Below are 17,904 nucleotides of genomic sequence, written 5' to 3'. Positions count from 1 at the left end.
AAATTTTGTAAATATAAAAGAACAAGTGAAGGTTAATCCCGCACTTGTCCATCTTTTATCTGTATTATCCTATCAGTTTTATTAGCTATATTTACATCGTGAGTTACAATAATAAAGGTAGTACTAAACTTATCATTTATTTGTCGAAAGAGTTTATAAATACTCTCTGCATTTGTAGAATCAAGATTTCCAGTGGGCTCGTCCGCAAGAACTATGCTGGGATCGTTCATAAGTGCCCTAGCTATAGCAATTCTTTGCTGCTGTCCCCCTGATAAGTCATATACCTTCTTTTTCTTGCACTCAGAAAGTCCAACTAGTTCCAAAAGTTCTTCTGCCTTTCTCTTAGCACTTCTACCGCAAAAAAAATGCTTTATTCTGTAAGGCATAAGTACATTTTGTATTGCATTAAACTCGGGTAGAAGATAATGAAACTGAAAAACAAATCCTATGCTTTTATTTCTCACTGCAGCTCTTGAATTTCTCCCTATACTTTTTATACTTTTACCCTGTATGTACACTTCTCCTGTTGTTGGCTTATCCAACATCCCCATTATATTTAAAAGAGTGGTCTTTCCACTTCCCGATGCCCCTATAATGGAATTAAAAGATCCTTTTTCTACGGATATATTTACTTCCGATAAAACCTTATTTTTAACTCTTCTTCCATATATCTTATTCACGTTTTCAAGTTGAATGATATTATCCATTTTTTATTACCTCCACAGGATTAAGTCTAAATGACTTAAATGCTGGAAAGAGTGCCGCAAAAGTTGACGCAGCTACATCAATAATAGATGATGCTAAAATAAATTTATGGTTCACAACTATATTAACTAGAGGCAATCCTTCGGAATTAACTATATATCTATTAAACCCTTTTATGTACAACCATGTAAAAAGCAATCCCAAAGCCGTTCCCAATACTCCAAGTATAAAAGCTTGTACAAAAAATATAAAAGCTGCACTTCCATCTTTTATACCCATGGCCTTTAATATACCTATCTGTTTATATTTTTGAACTACACTTATACCAAGTATACTTATGATACTGAGGACTGCTGCAAGAAGTACAAAAAACTGAATTATTATTGTACAAATTTTTTCTCCAACCATCCCACTGGCTAAAAATTTATTCTGATCTTTCCAATTCTGCACATTAAGACTATTATCAGAAATTATTTTAGTTACTTTCTTTCCTTCCAAGTCCGCATTATATATATCCTTAACTGCAATTTCTATAGAAGTAGCCTTATTGCCAAAATCAATTAAATTTTGAACATCACCTAAATCCGTAATAACCCAGGCTCCATTTACTTTAGCAGCTCCAAGATCAAAGAAGCCAACTATGTTTAAAGTCAACTTTTTCCCGCCCATGGTAAACAAATCTATATTATCTCCAAGTTTTAAGTCAAGCTTCTTCTTCAAGTCCTTTCCTATAATAACTTGTCCACTATTTTCATACATTTTTCCTTCATATATACTGCCTTTTATGTTATAAAGTGAATTTACATCTTCAGGCATAAATCCTCTAATCTGAACAGGTTGGTTAGTATCCTTTAATTTAATAAATACCTGGGAATCAACTACAGGTGCCGTAGCTTTCACATTTTTATCTTCTTTTACAATCTTATTTTTTATATCACTCCAATTTTCTATGCTGCCGTTATTAGAATAAACCGTAACCTGAGCTGAATTTCCTGCAATTTTATTTAAAATAGTATTTTCAAGTCCACTGCTTAAAAGCCCTATAAATATTTGCACAGAAACTCCTACTGCAATTCCCAGTATTATGACAAAGGTTTGCAATTTACTGTGTTTTAAAAACTGAAGAGCTACTTTTGATGATATAAACAATAACTATCTCCTCCTTAGAACATATTATTCATAAATTTTATATTATTACTAATTTTTATTAAAGACAAGATAATTATTGCTTTCTATATAATTAATAAACGTTAGTACAAATAGGTGCCTTTTTTAAATATTTATAAAGTCCATTCTCCATACTTAAATCCAGCATACCTTTTTCATTAAGATATCTCACATAGGATACTAAAATTGTTTCTGTTAATCCATATTTTACCCTGTTATCCAGACTAATGTTAAAATTTTTAGTTACTGATCTAAAAATTTCTTCCATTGTCATGCTTCCATTTTTATCTATTACATCATATATGCTATTTGCCGTATCTTTATAAAATTTTATATTATCCTTTATGAGCTTTGTAATATCATCATATATGTCTTTATGTGCCACAATATATTTACTACAATTTAAGTCATAAAGTTTCTCTTTGCTTTTCAAATCATCCGTCAGAGAATAGGAATAAGGCATTTTAGCTTGCTCCATTAATTCATATCCAACAAGGGCATCCCCTAAATATGCCACATCATCAGGAGTAATGACACATATATGGGCAGCACTATGTCCTGGTGTATGAATAATTTTAAATTTGACACCACAAACATATATACTTTCTTGATCAGGTGTAATCATAATATCTGTTTTACAAACCATCTGTCCAAAATGTTTTGCAATTTCAGCCATGTTATAATTATTATGATAAAATTTCAAGTTAATAATTGAACTGCAAGTAACAGCTTCACATTCCGGCATAGCAATAATACAATTATACTTTTCTTTCAAATATTCAGCATTACCTATATGATCCATATGAGCATGAGTGCATATTATAGCAGTTACTTTTAAATTATTCGTTTTTAAAACTTCAGCTATACCTTCCCTTTCTCCTCCTCTTGGCCATCCAGAATCCATCATAATTATTTCTCTATAATTGATCTTATAAAAAGGTATGCATGCCATTTTAGTATCAATACAAAATGTATTTCCCTTTATATTTTTTATTTCCATATGCTATTTTAGCAGCAAAATTACTTAACATGAAACTGCTAAATGTTCGCTTCCCTTCTTTATGATATTTTTCATTCAAAATTATATAAAGAACCTTCCTAACATATAAAACCAATTTCATACATTAAGAAGGTTCTATTTGCAAATTAATAATTACACATAGCCCTATTCTTCTTTTATCCGATGACTACCTGCTCTAATACTCCAACTTTTCCAAGTTGGAGTAAAAAGCAGCTACGTCCCTGGATAACGATTTCTAAGTATCAGGTGGAGTCAAAACTCCATCTGATGCCAAGAACTCTGTTTATGGTCTAAACTGCTGATCCATTTTCATTACTTTACCATCTTTAATGAATAAATTAAATACAGGCCTATCTTCATATTTACCATTGACCATATCAGTGAAATTAGGTTGATTATAGGATATATTTCCATCACTATCAAAATGAATTAGTTTTATACTCACATCACTATCTACCTCTAATTTTACCTTATCGCTTATGGTCATGTCAAAGCCATCATCTAATATAAACCACTGTCCATTATCTTCTTCAACTACACTGCTATCTCCCGTTCTTTTTACATAATCTAAAGCTTCATTTATATCTGTAACATATTTTAAATAATTACCTTCTATATAATACTTTCCATCTTCACCTACATACTCATTAGTTACTTCAAACAGCTTCTTTTCTATTCCTTTTAACTCATTCTCCGCATCTTCGCTTACAGCACCACTTCCCCCAAGTATAATTTCATCTGTATACTTTGTGGTATCTATATACTCTTTTTGAGTTGAAATATTCTTTCCATCAGTAAGTAAAATAGGCGCTTGAAGTTTTGCTGCTAAAGCACTTCCAGATAAAGCATCCGGGAAATTTTCTCCATTTGCAATAACTACAGTACTGCTGTCCAAATTAAAATATTTACATATGTTTAATGAGGTTTCATATCTATTCTTTCCCCATATTCTTATAATATTTCCATCCTCTATAGTTGTGTCCAATTTCTTTATTTCAGAAATAATATTATCACTTAATGCACCTTGTCCTCCTATTATGTAAACAGAAGAAGGGCTTATTTCGCTTATCTTTTCCTTTACTTCATCCGGCAGTGTATCTGTATTACTTAAAATTATTGGATAACCTTTCATACCTGCTATGCTTGATATACTCAGTGCATCAGGAAAATTACTGCCATTAACTATAACTAGAGGCGTTCCCTTACCTACATTCATATTTTCTACTATTACTTTATTAGTGTCAAATCTATTTTTTCCGCCAAGCCTTTTAATATTGTTAAACCCTAAAGATTTAATATAATTTATATATTCATCACTTACAGAAGCATATCCACCTAGAACGTATACAGTTCCACTTGCATCCAAATGATCTTTTATATAATTAATAGAATCCTGACTGTCACTTAAAGACTTGTCTACCAAAAGAATAGGGGCATTTAATTGTTTTGAAAGCACACTACCAGCTAAGGCGTCGGGGAAATTGTTTCCACTGGTTACAATAACATTTTGTACTTTCCCGCTGCTAAAGTTGTTACAAATATTTATTGAGGTTTGGTATCTACTTGATCCGTAAATTCTGCTCACATTATGGCTGGAAGCAGCAGATACAGTTCCAGGGAAAGCGAGTCCTAAAATTATTGCTTGCCCTAAAGCCAGTTTAAATATTTTTTTCATATGTTTTCCTCCAATATTATATTATAGTTTGCTAATGCTCAACTTCCTCACATATAAAATTTTGACTTAATATAAAAAAATTTATTCTATGTTTACGTCCCTTACGTAAGGAATTTTCAGAAGATTTACCATCATATCCTTTATTTCATTTTGATTTCTGGTATAAACTTTAAAGGTAATCCTCACTTCTAAATCCTTATTACTTTTATTATGATGCCTATTAACCTGAATATTAGATATTTTCATTTTTGAATTTTTTAATATATCCAGTGCAGAATTAATACCTTCTTCTGATAAATTTGCCCTTCCTATAGAATATACCTCGTTTTTTTGAAGTTTGTTGAATATTTCAAGTCCTATAACTATAAGCACTGTAGCTCCCACACCAGGTATATACATGCCTGCACCAATTGCTATACCAATACCTGCTGTAGCCCACAATCCAGCTGCAGTAGTCAGTCCTCTTACAAACTGGTGCTCCACAATAATAGTTCCTGCTCCCAAGAAACCAACACCACTTACAACCTGAGCAGCTACCCTACTTGGATCTAGTGAAACCGAATTCATACCAACTAAATCCCAAAATCCATATTTAGACACAAGCATAATAAGGGCACTTCCAACTGCTACGACAAAATGAGTTCTAAGTCCTGCTTGCTTAGAGTGGCTTCTTCTTTCAAATCCTATTAAAGCCCCAAGTACTCCCGAGAGTACTAGCCTGAGTAACATTTCCCATTCTCCCATAGTATCCCTCCGCTTTTAACATTATAGATTTAATTATAATATATATGGCAAATAAAATACATATTTTTATAAAAACTTTTATAGCATTTGTAAACAAAAAATCAACTTATTCTCCGTATATTTCTTACAAACTTCAGCTCATTAAATATTTTGATAAGTCTAAGTAAAAAATTCTAAAAAAGCTAAGAACTTTTGAAAACTCGTACCTCAAACAATTCAAAAGTTCTAAGTTTTTACGAATTTTTTTCTAAGACTTATATACAAAATATTTAAAAGAGCTTCATTATTGTAAAAATATGCCTGCGTATAAGTTGATTTTTAAGTTAGAAACCCTATATATAGATAGTTAACTCTACAATTAAACTTATCCAAATTGTCAGTTTGATTTAAATGCTAAAGGTATAAATTCAACCAAGATTTATACCTTTAGCAATTTTAAGTGATTATAGATTTAGTTTTAAACTTTACAATCTATAGGATTTTCAATTGAAACTTAAGCTTATGCATAAAATGTAATGACAAAATTGAAAACACCTTCAAAAACTTTTCCATAAGTCTTAGTGAGGTATTTTAGAAAATCTTAGGGGCTTAGATACTGTTTGAGGCACGAGTTTAGCTAAGCTTCTTAGATTTTCAAAATACCGAGCTCTAGACTTGTCAAAAGTTTTTATGGTGTTGAAATTTGTCATTACATGGCCTGTATAAGTTAACTTTCTATATTGAAACTCTAATCAGTCTTCTACTTGCCTAGAATTTATTGTATAATACGTATACTTGTTATAAATACCAACTTAAAATATTTTGTCCACAAAATACTGTAATAACAGATGCTGCTGTAATAAATGGACCAAAAGGTATATAATCTTTTTTTGATTTCTTTCCCGACAAAATAAGTATTACTCCTATAATTGCCCCTATAATAAAAGATAAAAATAGCATTACAAAAGTGAACTTAAGTCCAAGAAACAAGCCGCATATAAGACAAATTTCCGCATCTCCCCATCCCATACCACCTTTTGTTATGAGAATAATAAGTACTAAAAGTCCACCGCCTGCTATACCTCCGTAAATATAAGTCCTTATAGGCAGTCCATTATAATAATATATTCCTAAAAATACAAATGCTGAAATCAAACCTACTATTGTAGTCTTAAAATAAATGTCTGTTGTATCAAAATCTATTATTCCTATGACAATCAAAATACTTATAAATACAACATACTTCACAATATCTATACTAATTCCAAACTTAATATAAAGCATAAGATACAATAAACCCGTAATAAATTCCACAATAGGATATTTTTTAGATATCTTTTCTCCACAATTTCTACACTTTCCCCTTAAAATAACATAACTCACTATAGGAATTAAATCATACCATTTAATTCTATTGCCGCAATTTGTACAATGGGAAGATGGATACACAATAGATTCCTGCATTGGTATTCTATATATGCATACATTTAAAAAACTTCCTATTATAGTTCCAAAAATAAAAATAATAATACCATAATAAATATACATATAAACTCCATTTTTTAGGGTAAAATTAAACCTTATTTTTAAAGGGAGGCTATTACCCTGCTTGTTTCAAACTTTGCTGTTTTCATAAAACTTGTAAGTTCATTTGGATTAAGTGGTTTTCCAAAGAGGAATCCCTGCACATTTCTGCAATTAGCTCTCTCTAAGTATCTCAACTGTTCCACTGTTTCCATTCCTTCTGCCACTACCTCCAAATTTAAGTCATTTGCAAGTTTAATAAGATTTTTTACAATAATAAATTTTTTTTCACATCTATCTATGCCATTAATAAAAGATCTATCTATTTTTATACCATCTATAGGTACGGTATATAGATAATTTAAAAAAGAATATTGAGTTCCAAAATCATCTACAAATATTTTTATTCCTATATCTTTTATATTTCTCAAGGCAGATGTGATTTTTTCAGTAGAATTAATAGCCGTCCTCTCAGTTATTTCAAAATTAATATATTCAGGCTTAACCTGCGTTATTTCCAATATATTTTTAATAAAAGTAATAAAAAAATCATCTTCAAATTGTCTTATAGATAAATTGACAGACATAATTAAATCAGAGTATCCAAGTTTATGAAGCCTTTTTGCCTCAAGACACGCCATATAAAAGACAATTCTGCCTACTTTCTTTATTTCGCCGCTTCTCTCTATTCCATCAATAAAATATGACGGTGTTAGTATCCCAAACTCTGGATGATTCCACCTAATAAGAGCTTCAACTCCATACACCTTACCGCTGTCAACGTTTACCTGTGGTTGATAATACAATATGAACTCATGATTAATGAAAGCATCCTGTATATCAGTTCCAATTTTTTCTTCCATAGCATTATTTTCATACATATTAGCATTAAAAAACTCATATGTACTACCACATTTCTTATTTACACAATTTAAAGCTATACTTGCATATTTAAATACATCATGTAATTCAACATTGTCATAGGGATACAGGGCTACACCAAGTTTTATCTCTATCCTAATTTTTTTACCAGCCAATAGAAATATATCATTATTTATACTTATTATTCTTTTAATAATCTTCACAGCATTATCTCTGCACTTTATATTAGGTATTATAAGCAGCAAAACATCTCCACCAAATTTATAAATATATGCCTTTTGATTGATACAGTATCTTACTTTATTTATAACATTATGTAATAAGACATTCCCATATTTATACTCTAATATATAATTGCATAACCCCAAATTAGTCATATTGAGAAAACATATTGCAAAACTATCTTTTTCCTTTACATACTTATGCATAAATTCATCAAAATTGTGGATAGAATAATTGAAATCATACGCATAACAATCTTTTTTTATTGGCATGTCTCACCACTCCTATATTTTGATAAATATTATAGAATATAACAAATTATATATGAAGATTAAATATTTTAATAATTCATTATATCATAATTTCAACTTAAATTCAAATTAATAGGATAATTGTATAAAATTAACTCACAGCTTTAAAGTGATTATTTAAATATATTTTCAACTTTTCTAAATAAAATTAAAACCACCAATTAGCTATCATATAACTAACTGGTGGTTAAGCAAATCCTAACTCTTTTGAGTACTTTGATCTTACCTGAATATTCATCACCCTTTTTCAATTACCATTACAATGTATTAATACACTATAAAAATTTAATTTATTATTTTTCTTCAAACACACTTTTTAAAAACTTCAATTAACTTTCTAACAAAATACTTACCTTTAAAACTACACTTCTTTATTACATAACACTTTAATTTAAACTTACCAAATTTCATACATTCTTGTTGAACATTCTTACAAATTAAATATTCACAAGTATTTTTCAGATATTCCTTATAACTTACTCCAGTGAATATTTAATCATATTTACTTTCGTTCTAAATAAGTGTATTAATATCTGATTTTTTAAACTTTCTACTCCTTTAAAACAATTTCCTTAGTACTCTCTTTGAGTTAGGATTGCTAGAAGAAGTTATATCTTTCTTCTTGACTTTATTATATAGTAAACGTTTATATAAGTCAACACTTTTTTATATTATTTTTGCACTCCTTTAGTGTAGGCCATAACTTATCTCTTTCAGAAAAAATAATATTGTCAATTCCCTCAAGAGGCCATTTTATATTTATATCAGGATCATTCCATATAATACCACCTTCATCTTCAGGATGATAAAACTCCGTACATTTATAACAAAATTCTGCCTCGTCTGAAATAACTAGAAATCCATGGGCAAATCCCTTTGGAATATAAAATTGTTTCCTGTTTTCTTCAGATAGTGTAACCCCTATCCATTTTCCATAGGTACTGGATCCATCTCTTAAATCCACGGCAACATCAAATACCTTACCTTTTACCACTCTCACCAGTTTTCCTTGAGAATAGTTTTTTTGAAAGTGAAGTCCTCTTAAGACTCCTTTTTTTGATTTGGACTGATTATCCTGGACAAATACCATATCAAGTCCCACTGCCTTAAAATCACTATAATTATAAGTTTCCATGAAGTACCCACGGTTATCTCCAAAAATACCTGTTTCTATTATGTATACTCCCTCTATTTCTGTTTTTACGAAATTAAACTTACCCATTTTAATCATGTCCCTTCCTATTCAATTCACAATGCACAATTGAAAGTTCAAATATAAATTAAAGCTTAAAGTTCAAATAACAAATATCAAATTAGGAAAATTTTCTTCCTGTGTCAGAAAATAATTATATTGATTTTGCCTATGGCAAAATTTCATTATTTGTTATTTGATATTTCATCTTTGTTATTTATTTTTTGTTCAGTTTTTTAATAAAGGATTTAAGTGCATCTTTCCAGTGCCTCATGTTATCACCAATAGTACATCGGAGCATCATATTATCAAGAGAAGAAAATTCCGGTCTTTTAGCTGCCCTGTTGAGTTTTTCCGAAGTCATAGGAGATACAGTGCAGTCTATGCCCGCATATTCCACAATCTTGCAAGCAAAATCATACCAGCTGCATTCGCCCTTACCACTGCAGTGGTATATACCATATTCACAAGTAAGAGCAAGCTTTAAAAGATGGTAGGCCAGATCCTCTGCATTAGTAGGATTACCTCTCTGATCATTTACCACATCTAAATGCCCTTTTTCCTTTGCAACTTTCAATATAGTGTATACAAAATTTTTACCGTATAAACCATATAGCCAGGACGTCCTTACTATAAAATACCTGCTGCAATTTTCTCTAATATACTGTTCTCCTAAAAGTTTAGTCTTTCCGTAAACACTAATAGGATCAGGCAAGTCACATTCCCTAAAAGGTATAGCACCTCTGCCGTTAAAAACATAATCAGTAGAAATATGTACAAGTTTTGTTTTTGTATTTTGCGAAGCTAATGCTAAATTTCTAGCTCCTAGGGAATTTACCTTAAAAGCATTTTCAAAATCAATTTCGCACTTATCCACATTTGTGTAGGCAGCACAATTTACAATTATATCTGGTGTATAATCAGCCATAAAGTCTCTGACATCATTTAATTTGGTTATGTCCAATTCTTCCCTACTGGTGAATTTTACTTCAGCATCAGAGTAAATTTTATCAAGTGCTCTTATTTTAGATTTTCCCATAACCAAAATTTCTCGGAGCTGCCCAGCAAGCTGTCCTTTTCCTCCTGTAATCAATATCTTCAATTGTATTCACTCCTAAAATATGAATGATGATTTTTATCAAGTAAGCCTAAAATATATTTCCCATAAGCAACTTTTTTAAGAGGCTCTGCCAACTTTATCAGTTGATTGTCATCTATATATCCTTCTCTATAAGCAATTTCCTCTATACAAGCTATATAAAGTCCCTGCCTTGTCTGAACAGCCTCTACAAAATTAGCGGCATTTAAAAGTCCCTGGGGGGTTCCAGTATCAAGCCAGGCCATTCCTCTTCCAAAGAGCTCTACTTTAAGTTTGCCTCTTTTTAAATACTCATTATTTATATCTGTAATTTCAAGTTCTCCCCTTGAAGAAGGTTTTATATTCTTTGCTATGTCCACCACATCATTTGTGTAAAAGTAAAGTCCCGGTACTGCATAATGTGATTTTGGCTTTGAAGGTTTTTCCTCTATGGAAATAACATTAAAATTCTCATCAAACTCCACTACGCCAAAATTCTCAGGGTTGCTTACATGATATCCAAAAATGGTTGAACAGTTATGCCTGTCTGAAGCGGCCCTTAACCTTTCCGTAAAACCATATCCATGAAATATATTATCTCCTAAAACAAGAACTACATCGTCATTTCCAATAAATTTTTCTCCAACTATAAAAGCCTCAGCAAGTCCCTTTGGCTCATATTGAACTTCGTACTGAAAGTGAAGTCCAAGCTGACTTCCATCACCAAAAAGTTCTTTAAAAGCACCTGTATCCCTTGGTGTGGATATAATAAGAATATTGCGTATCCCAGCTAGCATAAGTACAGAAATTGGATAATAAATCATAGGTTTATCATATATTGGAACAATCTGCTTAGATATTGCCTTAGTCATTGGGTAAAGCCTGGTTCCAGAACCACCAGCCAGTATTACGCCCTTTCTCAAAGTTAACACCTCCTTTTTTTAGTTGAGAATTAATAGTTAAGAGTTCTACTTTCGCAGTTTAAAAACTTTGCGAAGCAATATTTTTAAGAGGACAGAGGACAATTGACAGAGGACAATGAAGGAATATTTTTCTCCGCTACACTACGAAAAATCTTTAATTTAAAAGAAACTTACGTTTTTTTGTTCCTAAGAAGTACTTTCTGAGCAAGCAATTATCTGAAAATCACAGATTTTAGAGCCTGCTTAAGCGATGTTTTGCTAATGAAAAACATCGCTTAAAAATAAATTAGTTTTCTGACGTAAGGAGGAAAGCTCACCTTCATTGTCCTCTGTCCTCTGTCCTCTGTCAATTGTCAATTGTCCTATAAAAAGTGCTTCGCAATTTTCTTATATTAAATCAAAATTCTATTATTTGTTCTTTGTTATTTGTTTTTGTACATTCTGTCATAGTACTTCTTATAATCCCCAGAAGTCACATTATTCATCCAATCTTTATTATCTAAGTACCACTTTATAGTTTTTATTATGCCATCCTCAAATTCTGTTTCAGGATACCATCCAAGTTCGTCTTTGATCTTTGTAGGATCAATGCCATATCTCCTATCATGTCCTTTTCGGTCTTCGACATATTTTATAAGATTTTCATCTACATAAGGATCTACATTGTCGTGTATATATGAAATTATTGTTTTAACTATATAGATGTTTGTTCTCTCATTATGCCCACCTATGTTATAAGCCTCTCCTAGTTTCCCATTATTGATAACCATGTCTATAGCTTTACAGTGATCTTCTACATAAAGCCAATCTCTTATGTTAAGTCCATCACCGTATACTGGAATATCTCTTTTATTTGCACAATTGTTTATGACAAGTGGAATAAGTTTTTCAGGAAATTGATAGGGACCATAATTGTTTGAACAGCGGGTTATATTTACAGGCATTTTATAAGTATCAAAATATGCCTTTACCATCAAATCAGCAGACGCTTTACTTGAAGAATAAGGGCTGTGAGAATCCAGTGGAGTTTTTTCCGTAAAATATCCTTCTTTCCCAAGTGACCCATAAACCTCATCTGTGGAAACTTGAAGATATTTTTTGCCCTGTTTAAATTCACCTTCTAAAGTCCATGCATTTTTTGCAGTATCTAAAAGTGCCACAGTGCCCAGAACATTTGTCTTTACAAATACTTCAGGATCTCTTATGCTCCTGTCTACATGAGATTCTGCTGCAAAGTTTATCACATAGTCTATATCATATTTTTCAAATAGCTGTTGAAGTTTTTCTCTGTCACATATGTCTCCCTGGACGAAGATGTAGTTAGGATTTTTAGATATAAACTTTAAGTTTTCAAGGTTACCTGCATAGGTTAGTTTGTCGTAGTTTATTATTTTTATATTTAAGTATTTTTTTAACATGTAATGAATAAAGTTAGAGCCAATAAAGCCTGCTCCTCCTGTTACCAGATATGTTTTCATATAGGTATCCCTCACTTTTTTAAAGAACAAAGTACAAAGTTCAAATATCAAATTTAGTCATCATCAAATCTTACAATATCATCTTCTTCTAAATAATCACCCATCTGAACTTCAATAATTTCAAGAGGTATCTTCCCTGGATTCTCAAGTCTGTGTTTTTGTCCAGGTTTTATAAAAATACTTTCTCCTGCAGATACCAACTTTTCTATATCATCTATTGTAACTTTTGCCATACCCTTAACAACTATCCAATGCTCACTTCTATAATAATGCATCTGATAACTTAACTTTTTACCCTGACTTAATTTAATCCTTTTAATTTTAAATGAATTTTTCTCTTCTTCTAGAACTTTATAGTTCCCCCAGGGTCTGTAATCTTGAACATGATATTCTACCCTACTATCATTTCTTTCTTTTAAAGTTTCTACAATTTTCTTTACCTTTTGTGACTTGTCTTTTTTACAAATAAGCAAGGCATCTCTATTATCAACTACAATTAAATCATTAATGCCTACAGCTGCAACTAACTTGCCTTTTCCCGAATATATGTAATTATCCTTTGAATCAATAATTATACTATCAGCATGAGATATGTTACTATTTTCATCTTTATCAAAAACTTCATAAAAAGAATCAAAACTTCCAAGATCATTCCAACCTATATCTACGGGTTTAACCGCAATATTTTTACTTTTTTCCATAATGCCATAGTCCATTGAAATTTTTTCATCTATTTTGCTAAAAGCTTCCTTTATGGTATTACTACTTTTAAAAGCATTATATATATTCTCAGCATAAAGCTTTACTTCATTTATAAATATCTCAGTATTAAACATAAATATTCCTGCATTCCAATAATATCCCCCATTAACATATGTAACAGCTGTCTCATAATCGGGTTTTTCTTTAAACTCTTTTATTTCATATCCATTTAGTTTTTTATTTCCCGGCGCAATGTACCCATATCCGGTATTCGGACTATTCGGTTTAATTCCAAAAGTTATAATTGAATCTTTAGTTAACGCTTCTGAACTTTTAATAATATTTGCAAATTCCTGACCTTTTATAATCATATGATCAGAAGGAAAAACAACTACTGTATCATTACCCTTTTTAGCTATTTCATGAACACCTGCGTAAATTGCAGGGAGAGTATTTTTAACTTCAGGTTCAACAATTATATTATATTCATTATATTTATAATCTAATTCTTCAACTTCACCCATTACTAAAAATTTATACTTTTCATTCGTTACTACATATATATCATCTAAGCCTGCCAATAATAAGCTTCTCTTAAAGGTTTCCTGAAATAAGGATGGTTTACTACCTTGCAATTTAATAAATTGTTTTGGATATCTGCTGCGGCTCAGCGGCCATAGTCTTGTTCCACTTCCACCTGCCAGGATTATTACTTTCATTACATCAACCCTCCCTTTAATTCAGCTGCTTAATCTAATACATTTGTTACTACTATAACTTTCCCATATCAATTATCATATTTCTTAAATTACTATAATATAAAATAAACGTTATAATACTAAGAATCACAATATATAATATAAAATTTATATTTATAAAGCCAAGAGCTATACATATAACTGTAAATGATGTAAATTTTAGATATACCTTTAGGGTATTCCTTATGAAGCTTATTTTTAAGTTTAATATCCTCAGATATATCAAATGCTGCATTATGGAATACAATATATTGGTCATCAAGGTTGCTAAGGAAACTCCAATTATCCCCATGCCTGATTTAATGAAAATATAATTAAGAATGACTGCTGCTGCAGTTGCTAAACATTGCAGATACACTGAATATATCTGTTTTTTATTTGATACGGTAAAAACATTGGCAAAATAGGATATTTCGCTGAAAACTCCACCAAAAACTAATATTCGATATATATCAATACTTACAGAATATTTAGGTAAAATCATATTGGTAAAAGGTTTTATTAATATTATACCTGCTAAACATAAAACTACTCCTAAGACTTCTACATACCTAGTATACTGTTCTATTCTTTTTAAAATTTGCCTTCTGTCATTATTTCCATTAATGTACAAGTTCTTTATGACTTTAGGATAATATAAAAACAAAACCGAAGATATGAATACCATAGTCCCATTCACAAGCTGATTTGAAAATGTGTAGTATCCTAAATCCCTGTATCCTAAAAAATTAATTGTCATCAACCTATCAACTGTTGTTAGAATATAAAATCCCAAATTATATATAAGTAATGGAACCCCAACTATTATTAAATCTTTTAAAACTTTTTTATCTATACTCAGTTTAATCCTTTCACTATTTTTATAACCATAGATAAAAACTATAATATCCGCTATGAACATAGCTATTAATACAGAATATATTTTAAAATATTTTATAGATATGATTATTAACACAAATGATAATACATTATTGATAAGCTCTATAAAATTTATCTTTCTAACCTTATTAACCAATCTATAATAATTAATATAGAAACTTCTATACTGCTCCAAAATTCCTATAATAAAAACCAACAAAATATAATTGCCTAAATTATCTTTATATATGAATTTAGCAATTATACCAGCTGCTATTAATAATATTGACAATATGAATAATGCCGTAAAAGATGTACTAATAACTTTACCCGCTTTATCTTTCTCATCAGTTGATTCATATATAACATATTCTCTATTCATGGAATACAATATTCCCAGATTAGAATAGGATAGATAGCTTAAAACAAGCAGCAGATTGCCAAGTACACCTAATAATTCAGGTCCAAGTGCCCCAGCATTAATTATTCCTTTTAAAAATGCAATAATTAATGCTATATATTTAATAGAAGAATACTTTAATAAGATATTTATTCTACCATTACTAAAAATTTTCTTAAGTTTCATTACTATATATACCGCCTTAACTATTTTATCCGATTGCTACCATAATATTTTTACAAAGCTTTTCAGCTCCATTTTTATCAATAACTATACTCTGGTTATAATTCATCTGTTCTCTCCTATTTAAGTCACTGCACAATTCTTCTACTGTATTTACTAACTTTTCCTTATTTAATTTATCTATAGGACCTAAATTGATTATTAATTTTTCTTGTTCCATTTTTTTAGCTATTTCCTTTTGGTTTTCTGCAATTATCAATCCTAATGCAGGCACTCCGCAGGCTGCCAATTCATACAGCGTGCTCCCACAAGCTGATATAGCTATATCACACCTATCCATTAAAGCTTTCATATTTGTGTTAAAATGTAATTTAATGTTACTGTTCATTTTCTCATAGTTACTAAGCTCATCTATATATTTGAAAGATGGTCCAACTACAACATGAAAATTGTATCTTAATTCTTTTATAAGTTGTAAAATTTTTGCTGTATAATTATTAAAATCTGCCCCCCCTAGAGTTATTAAAATATCTTTTACAACTTCATTTACCTTCTTAATTTTTGATTTTCTAAATTCATCTCTCAATAAAGCAAAACCAGGTCCTAAAAATAATATTGTCCTTTTGTCAGTATTATAATTTAAATCTTCTGCATTTATATTTTGATTTATTATAAAATCCACATCAAAATGATATAAATTCATATCATCAAAATATCCGGTCTTTTTAAATAACTCTTTTGTTTTAGTAAAATAATGTTCATCTACATCATAACTGTCTGTTATCAGACAATCACACTGAATCCTTTCTAATTCCCCTAATACATTATTTTCATCTATAGTAATTACTTTAAAGCCTTCATTTTTAACTTTTTCTATGCCATAACTATACCTGCCACTTAAGGGTTTATCTATTCTGCATAAATAAAAAACATCATTAGTTTTCGCCAGTTCCTTAGCTAAAACCAATGTTCTCATAATATGCCCCATGCCTATTTGAGAGCCACCATCCGCTCTTATTGCAATTGTAGCCATATAATCACCCTATTTAACATATTTCCAATGCAGTGGAGTACCTTTTAGTAAATTTTCACCAGCAGTTCTTCCTAAAATATTATCTATGTATTTAGGAGGTAATCCAAATCCCGGTCTTATTGATCTAACATTTTCCTCTGTAAAAATTTCCCCTGCTTTAATATCTTTTACTGCAAATAAAGATCTGGTGAATGCTCTGTTTTTCATCTGCTTTTCTGTTAGTTCATAGCTAACTTTTCCAATAGCTTTCTCAGTATTTCGAATTGATTGAACCATACTTTTTAATTCATGTGGTTCTAAAGAAAATGCAGCATCCGGTCCTCCATCTGCCCTTGAGAGTGTTATGTGTTTTTCAATAACTTTTGCTCCAAGTGTTACAGCTGATATAGGAACTTCTATTCCTAATGTATGGTCGGAAAGGCCTGCTATTACGTCAAAAGTTTCTCTCATATTAGGAATAGTTTTTAAATTAACTTCTTCAAATGGAGCAGGATAGGCACTAGTACATTTAAGAAGAATTATCTGATCATTGCCAACTTTTTTACATGCATCTATAGCTAATTGAATATCTGAGATTTCTGCTATACCTGCTGCTATTATCATAGGTTTTCCCTTGGAAGCCATATATGTAATCAATGGTATATCAGTGATTTCAAAAGAAGCTACTTTATATGCCGGTACATCCATATCTTCCAAAAAATCTACTGCTGTTTTATCAAATGGTGAAGAAAAGCAAGCAAGACCATTTTCTTCGGCTATTTTCTTTAATTCAGGCTGCCATTTCCAGGGCATATATGCCTCTTCGTACAGGTCATGGAGAGTTTTTCCATCCCATAAAGTACCCTGTTTTATTTGAAAATATTTATTATAACAATCTATAGTTATAGTGTCTGCAGTATATGTCTGCAATTTGACAGCATCTGCTCCTGCATCTTTTGCAGCATGTATAAGCTTTACTGCATTATCAAAACTGCCATTATGATTAGCTGAGATTTCTCCTATAATAAATGTTTTACTAGTTTCATTAATTTCAAAATTTTTAATTTTTATATTTTTGTTCATTAAAATC

15 protein-coding genes are annotated in these 17,904 nt (G+C 30.6%); all 15 read right to left on the bottom strand.

Annotation, left to right across the window (positions count from 1 at the left end):
* Positions 1-32: 32 nt before the first annotated feature.
* The 15 genes from CLJU_RS02780 to pseI all read right to left on the bottom strand — a co-directional run bounded on the left by CLJU_RS02780 (position 33) and on the right by pseI (position 17,897).
* On the bottom strand, positions 33-707 hold the full coding sequence (locus CLJU_RS02780) for an ABC transporter ATP-binding protein (protein WP_013237248.1): 675 nt from the start codon (positions 705-707) through the stop codon (positions 33-35).
* A complete protein-coding gene (locus CLJU_RS02775) occupies positions 700-1,854 on the bottom strand; it encodes an ABC transporter permease (protein ID WP_013237247.1) in 1,155 nt (384 codons plus the stop codon). The genes CLJU_RS02780 and CLJU_RS02775 overlap by 8 nt, the downstream gene beginning before the upstream one ends.
* Before the next feature lie 91 nt (positions 1,855-1,945).
* A complete protein-coding gene (locus CLJU_RS02770) occupies positions 1,946-2,872 on the bottom strand; it encodes an MBL fold metallo-hydrolase (protein ID WP_013237246.1) in 927 nt (308 codons plus the stop codon).
* Positions 2,873-3,176: 304 nt separating this feature from the next.
* A complete protein-coding gene (locus CLJU_RS02765) occupies positions 3,177-4,568 on the bottom strand; it encodes a cell wall-binding repeat-containing protein (RefSeq protein WP_013237245.1) in 1,392 nt (463 codons plus the stop codon).
* Positions 4,569-4,649: 81 nt separating this feature from the next.
* Positions 4,650-5,312, bottom strand: coding sequence for an MgtC/SapB family protein (locus CLJU_RS02760; protein WP_013237244.1), 663 nt, complete (start codon positions 5,310-5,312; stop codon positions 4,650-4,652).
* Positions 5,313-6,089: 777 nt separating this feature from the next.
* A complete protein-coding gene (locus CLJU_RS02755; RefSeq protein ID WP_013237243.1) occupies positions 6,090-6,839 on the bottom strand; it encodes a prepilin peptidase in 750 nt (249 codons plus the stop codon).
* A gap of 38 nt (positions 6,840-6,877) precedes the next feature.
* Entirely contained in the window at positions 6,878-8,191 is a 1,314-nt protein-coding gene (locus tag CLJU_RS02750; RefSeq protein WP_013237242.1) for a putative bifunctional diguanylate cyclase/phosphodiesterase, read from the bottom strand.
* 694 nt (positions 8,192-8,885) lie between these two features.
* Positions 8,886-9,452 (bottom strand): dTDP-4-dehydrorhamnose 3,5-epimerase, encoded by a 567-nt coding sequence (rfbC, locus tag CLJU_RS02745; protein ID WP_029170085.1) that lies wholly within the window; start codon positions 9,450-9,452, stop codon positions 8,886-8,888.
* A gap of 187 nt (positions 9,453-9,639) precedes the next feature.
* On the bottom strand, positions 9,640-10,524 hold the full coding sequence (gene rfbD / locus CLJU_RS02740) for a dTDP-4-dehydrorhamnose reductase (protein ID WP_013237239.1): 885 nt from the start codon (positions 10,522-10,524) through the stop codon (positions 9,640-9,642).
* A complete protein-coding gene (gene rfbA / locus CLJU_RS02735; RefSeq protein ID WP_013237238.1) occupies positions 10,521-11,423 on the bottom strand; it encodes a glucose-1-phosphate thymidylyltransferase RfbA in 903 nt (300 codons plus the stop codon). Before rfbA ends, rfbD begins: the two co-directional genes overlap by 4 nt.
* A gap of 422 nt (positions 11,424-11,845) precedes the next feature.
* Positions 11,846-12,901 (bottom strand): dTDP-glucose 4,6-dehydratase, encoded by a 1,056-nt coding sequence (rfbB, locus tag CLJU_RS02730; protein WP_013237237.1) that lies wholly within the window; start codon positions 12,899-12,901, stop codon positions 11,846-11,848.
* Between the two features lie 53 nt (positions 12,902-12,954).
* Positions 12,955-14,322: a mannose-1-phosphate guanylyltransferase/mannose-6-phosphate isomerase gene (locus tag CLJU_RS02725; protein ID WP_013237236.1), complete on the bottom strand. Its 1,368-nt coding sequence runs from the start codon at positions 14,320-14,322 to the stop codon at positions 12,955-12,957.
* Positions 14,323-14,374: 52 nt separating this feature from the next.
* Positions 14,375-15,805: an oligosaccharide flippase family protein gene (locus CLJU_RS02720; RefSeq protein WP_013237235.1), complete on the bottom strand. Its 1,431-nt coding sequence runs from the start codon at positions 15,803-15,805 to the stop codon at positions 14,375-14,377.
* 25 nt (positions 15,806-15,830) lie between these two features.
* Complete coding sequence (gene pseG, locus CLJU_RS02715; RefSeq protein WP_013237234.1) at positions 15,831-16,835, bottom strand: UDP-2,4-diacetamido-2,4,6-trideoxy-beta-L-altropyranose hydrolase; 1,005 nt, start codon at positions 16,833-16,835, stop codon at positions 15,831-15,833.
* A gap of 9 nt (positions 16,836-16,844) precedes the next feature.
* Positions 16,845-17,897, bottom strand: a complete 1,053-nt coding sequence (pseI, locus tag CLJU_RS02710; protein WP_013237233.1) for a pseudaminic acid synthase — start codon at positions 17,895-17,897, stop codon at positions 16,845-16,847.
* Between the last annotated feature and the right edge of the window lie 7 nt (positions 17,898-17,904).

Origin of the sequence: Clostridium ljungdahlii DSM 13528, from assembly GCF_000143685.1 — a bacterium.
Lineage (GTDB): Bacteria > Bacillota > Clostridia > Clostridiales > Clostridiaceae > Clostridium_B > Clostridium_B ljungdahlii.
This window is presented reverse-complemented; position numbering and strand designations above follow the sequence as displayed.

Bases quoted from the DNA above. Each gene is read 5' to 3' on its own strand.
- CLJU_RS02780 (WP_013237248.1), bottom strand. From the start codon at position 707: ATGGATAATATCATTCAACTTGAAAACGTGAATAAGATATATGGAAGA.
- CLJU_RS02770 (WP_013237246.1), bottom strand. From the start codon at position 2,872: ATGGAAATAAAAAATATAAAGGGAAATACATTTTGTATTGATACTAAA.
- CLJU_RS02765 (WP_013237245.1), bottom strand. From the start codon at position 4,568: ATGAAAAAAATATTTAAACTGGCTTTAGGGCAAGCAATAATTTTAGGA.
- CLJU_RS02760 (WP_013237244.1), bottom strand. From the start codon at position 5,312: ATGGGAGAATGGGAAATGTTACTCAGGCTAGTACTCTCGGGAGTACTT.
- CLJU_RS02755 (WP_013237243.1), bottom strand. From the start codon at position 6,839: ATGTATATTTATTATGGTATTATTATTTTTATTTTTGGAACTATAATA.
- CLJU_RS02750 (WP_013237242.1), bottom strand. From the start codon at position 8,191: ATGCCAATAAAAAAAGATTGTTATGCGTATGATTTCAATTATTCTATC.
- rfbC (WP_029170085.1), bottom strand. From the start codon at position 9,452: ATGGGTAAGTTTAATTTCGTAAAAACAGAAATAGAGGGAGTATACATA.
- rfbB (WP_013237237.1), bottom strand. From the start codon at position 12,901: ATGAAAACATATCTGGTAACAGGAGGAGCAGGCTTTATTGGCTCTAAC.
- CLJU_RS02725 (WP_013237236.1), bottom strand. From the start codon at position 14,322: ATGAAAGTAATAATCCTGGCAGGTGGAAGTGGAACAAGACTATGGCCG.
- CLJU_RS02720 (WP_013237235.1), bottom strand. From the start codon at position 15,805: ATGAAACTTAAGAAAATTTTTAGTAATGGTAGAATAAATATCTTATTA.
- pseG (WP_013237234.1), bottom strand. From the start codon at position 16,835: ATGGCTACAATTGCAATAAGAGCGGATGGTGGCTCTCAAATAGGCATG.
- pseI (WP_013237233.1), bottom strand. From the start codon at position 17,897: ATGAACAAAAATATAAAAATTAAAAATTTTGAAATTAATGAAACTAGT.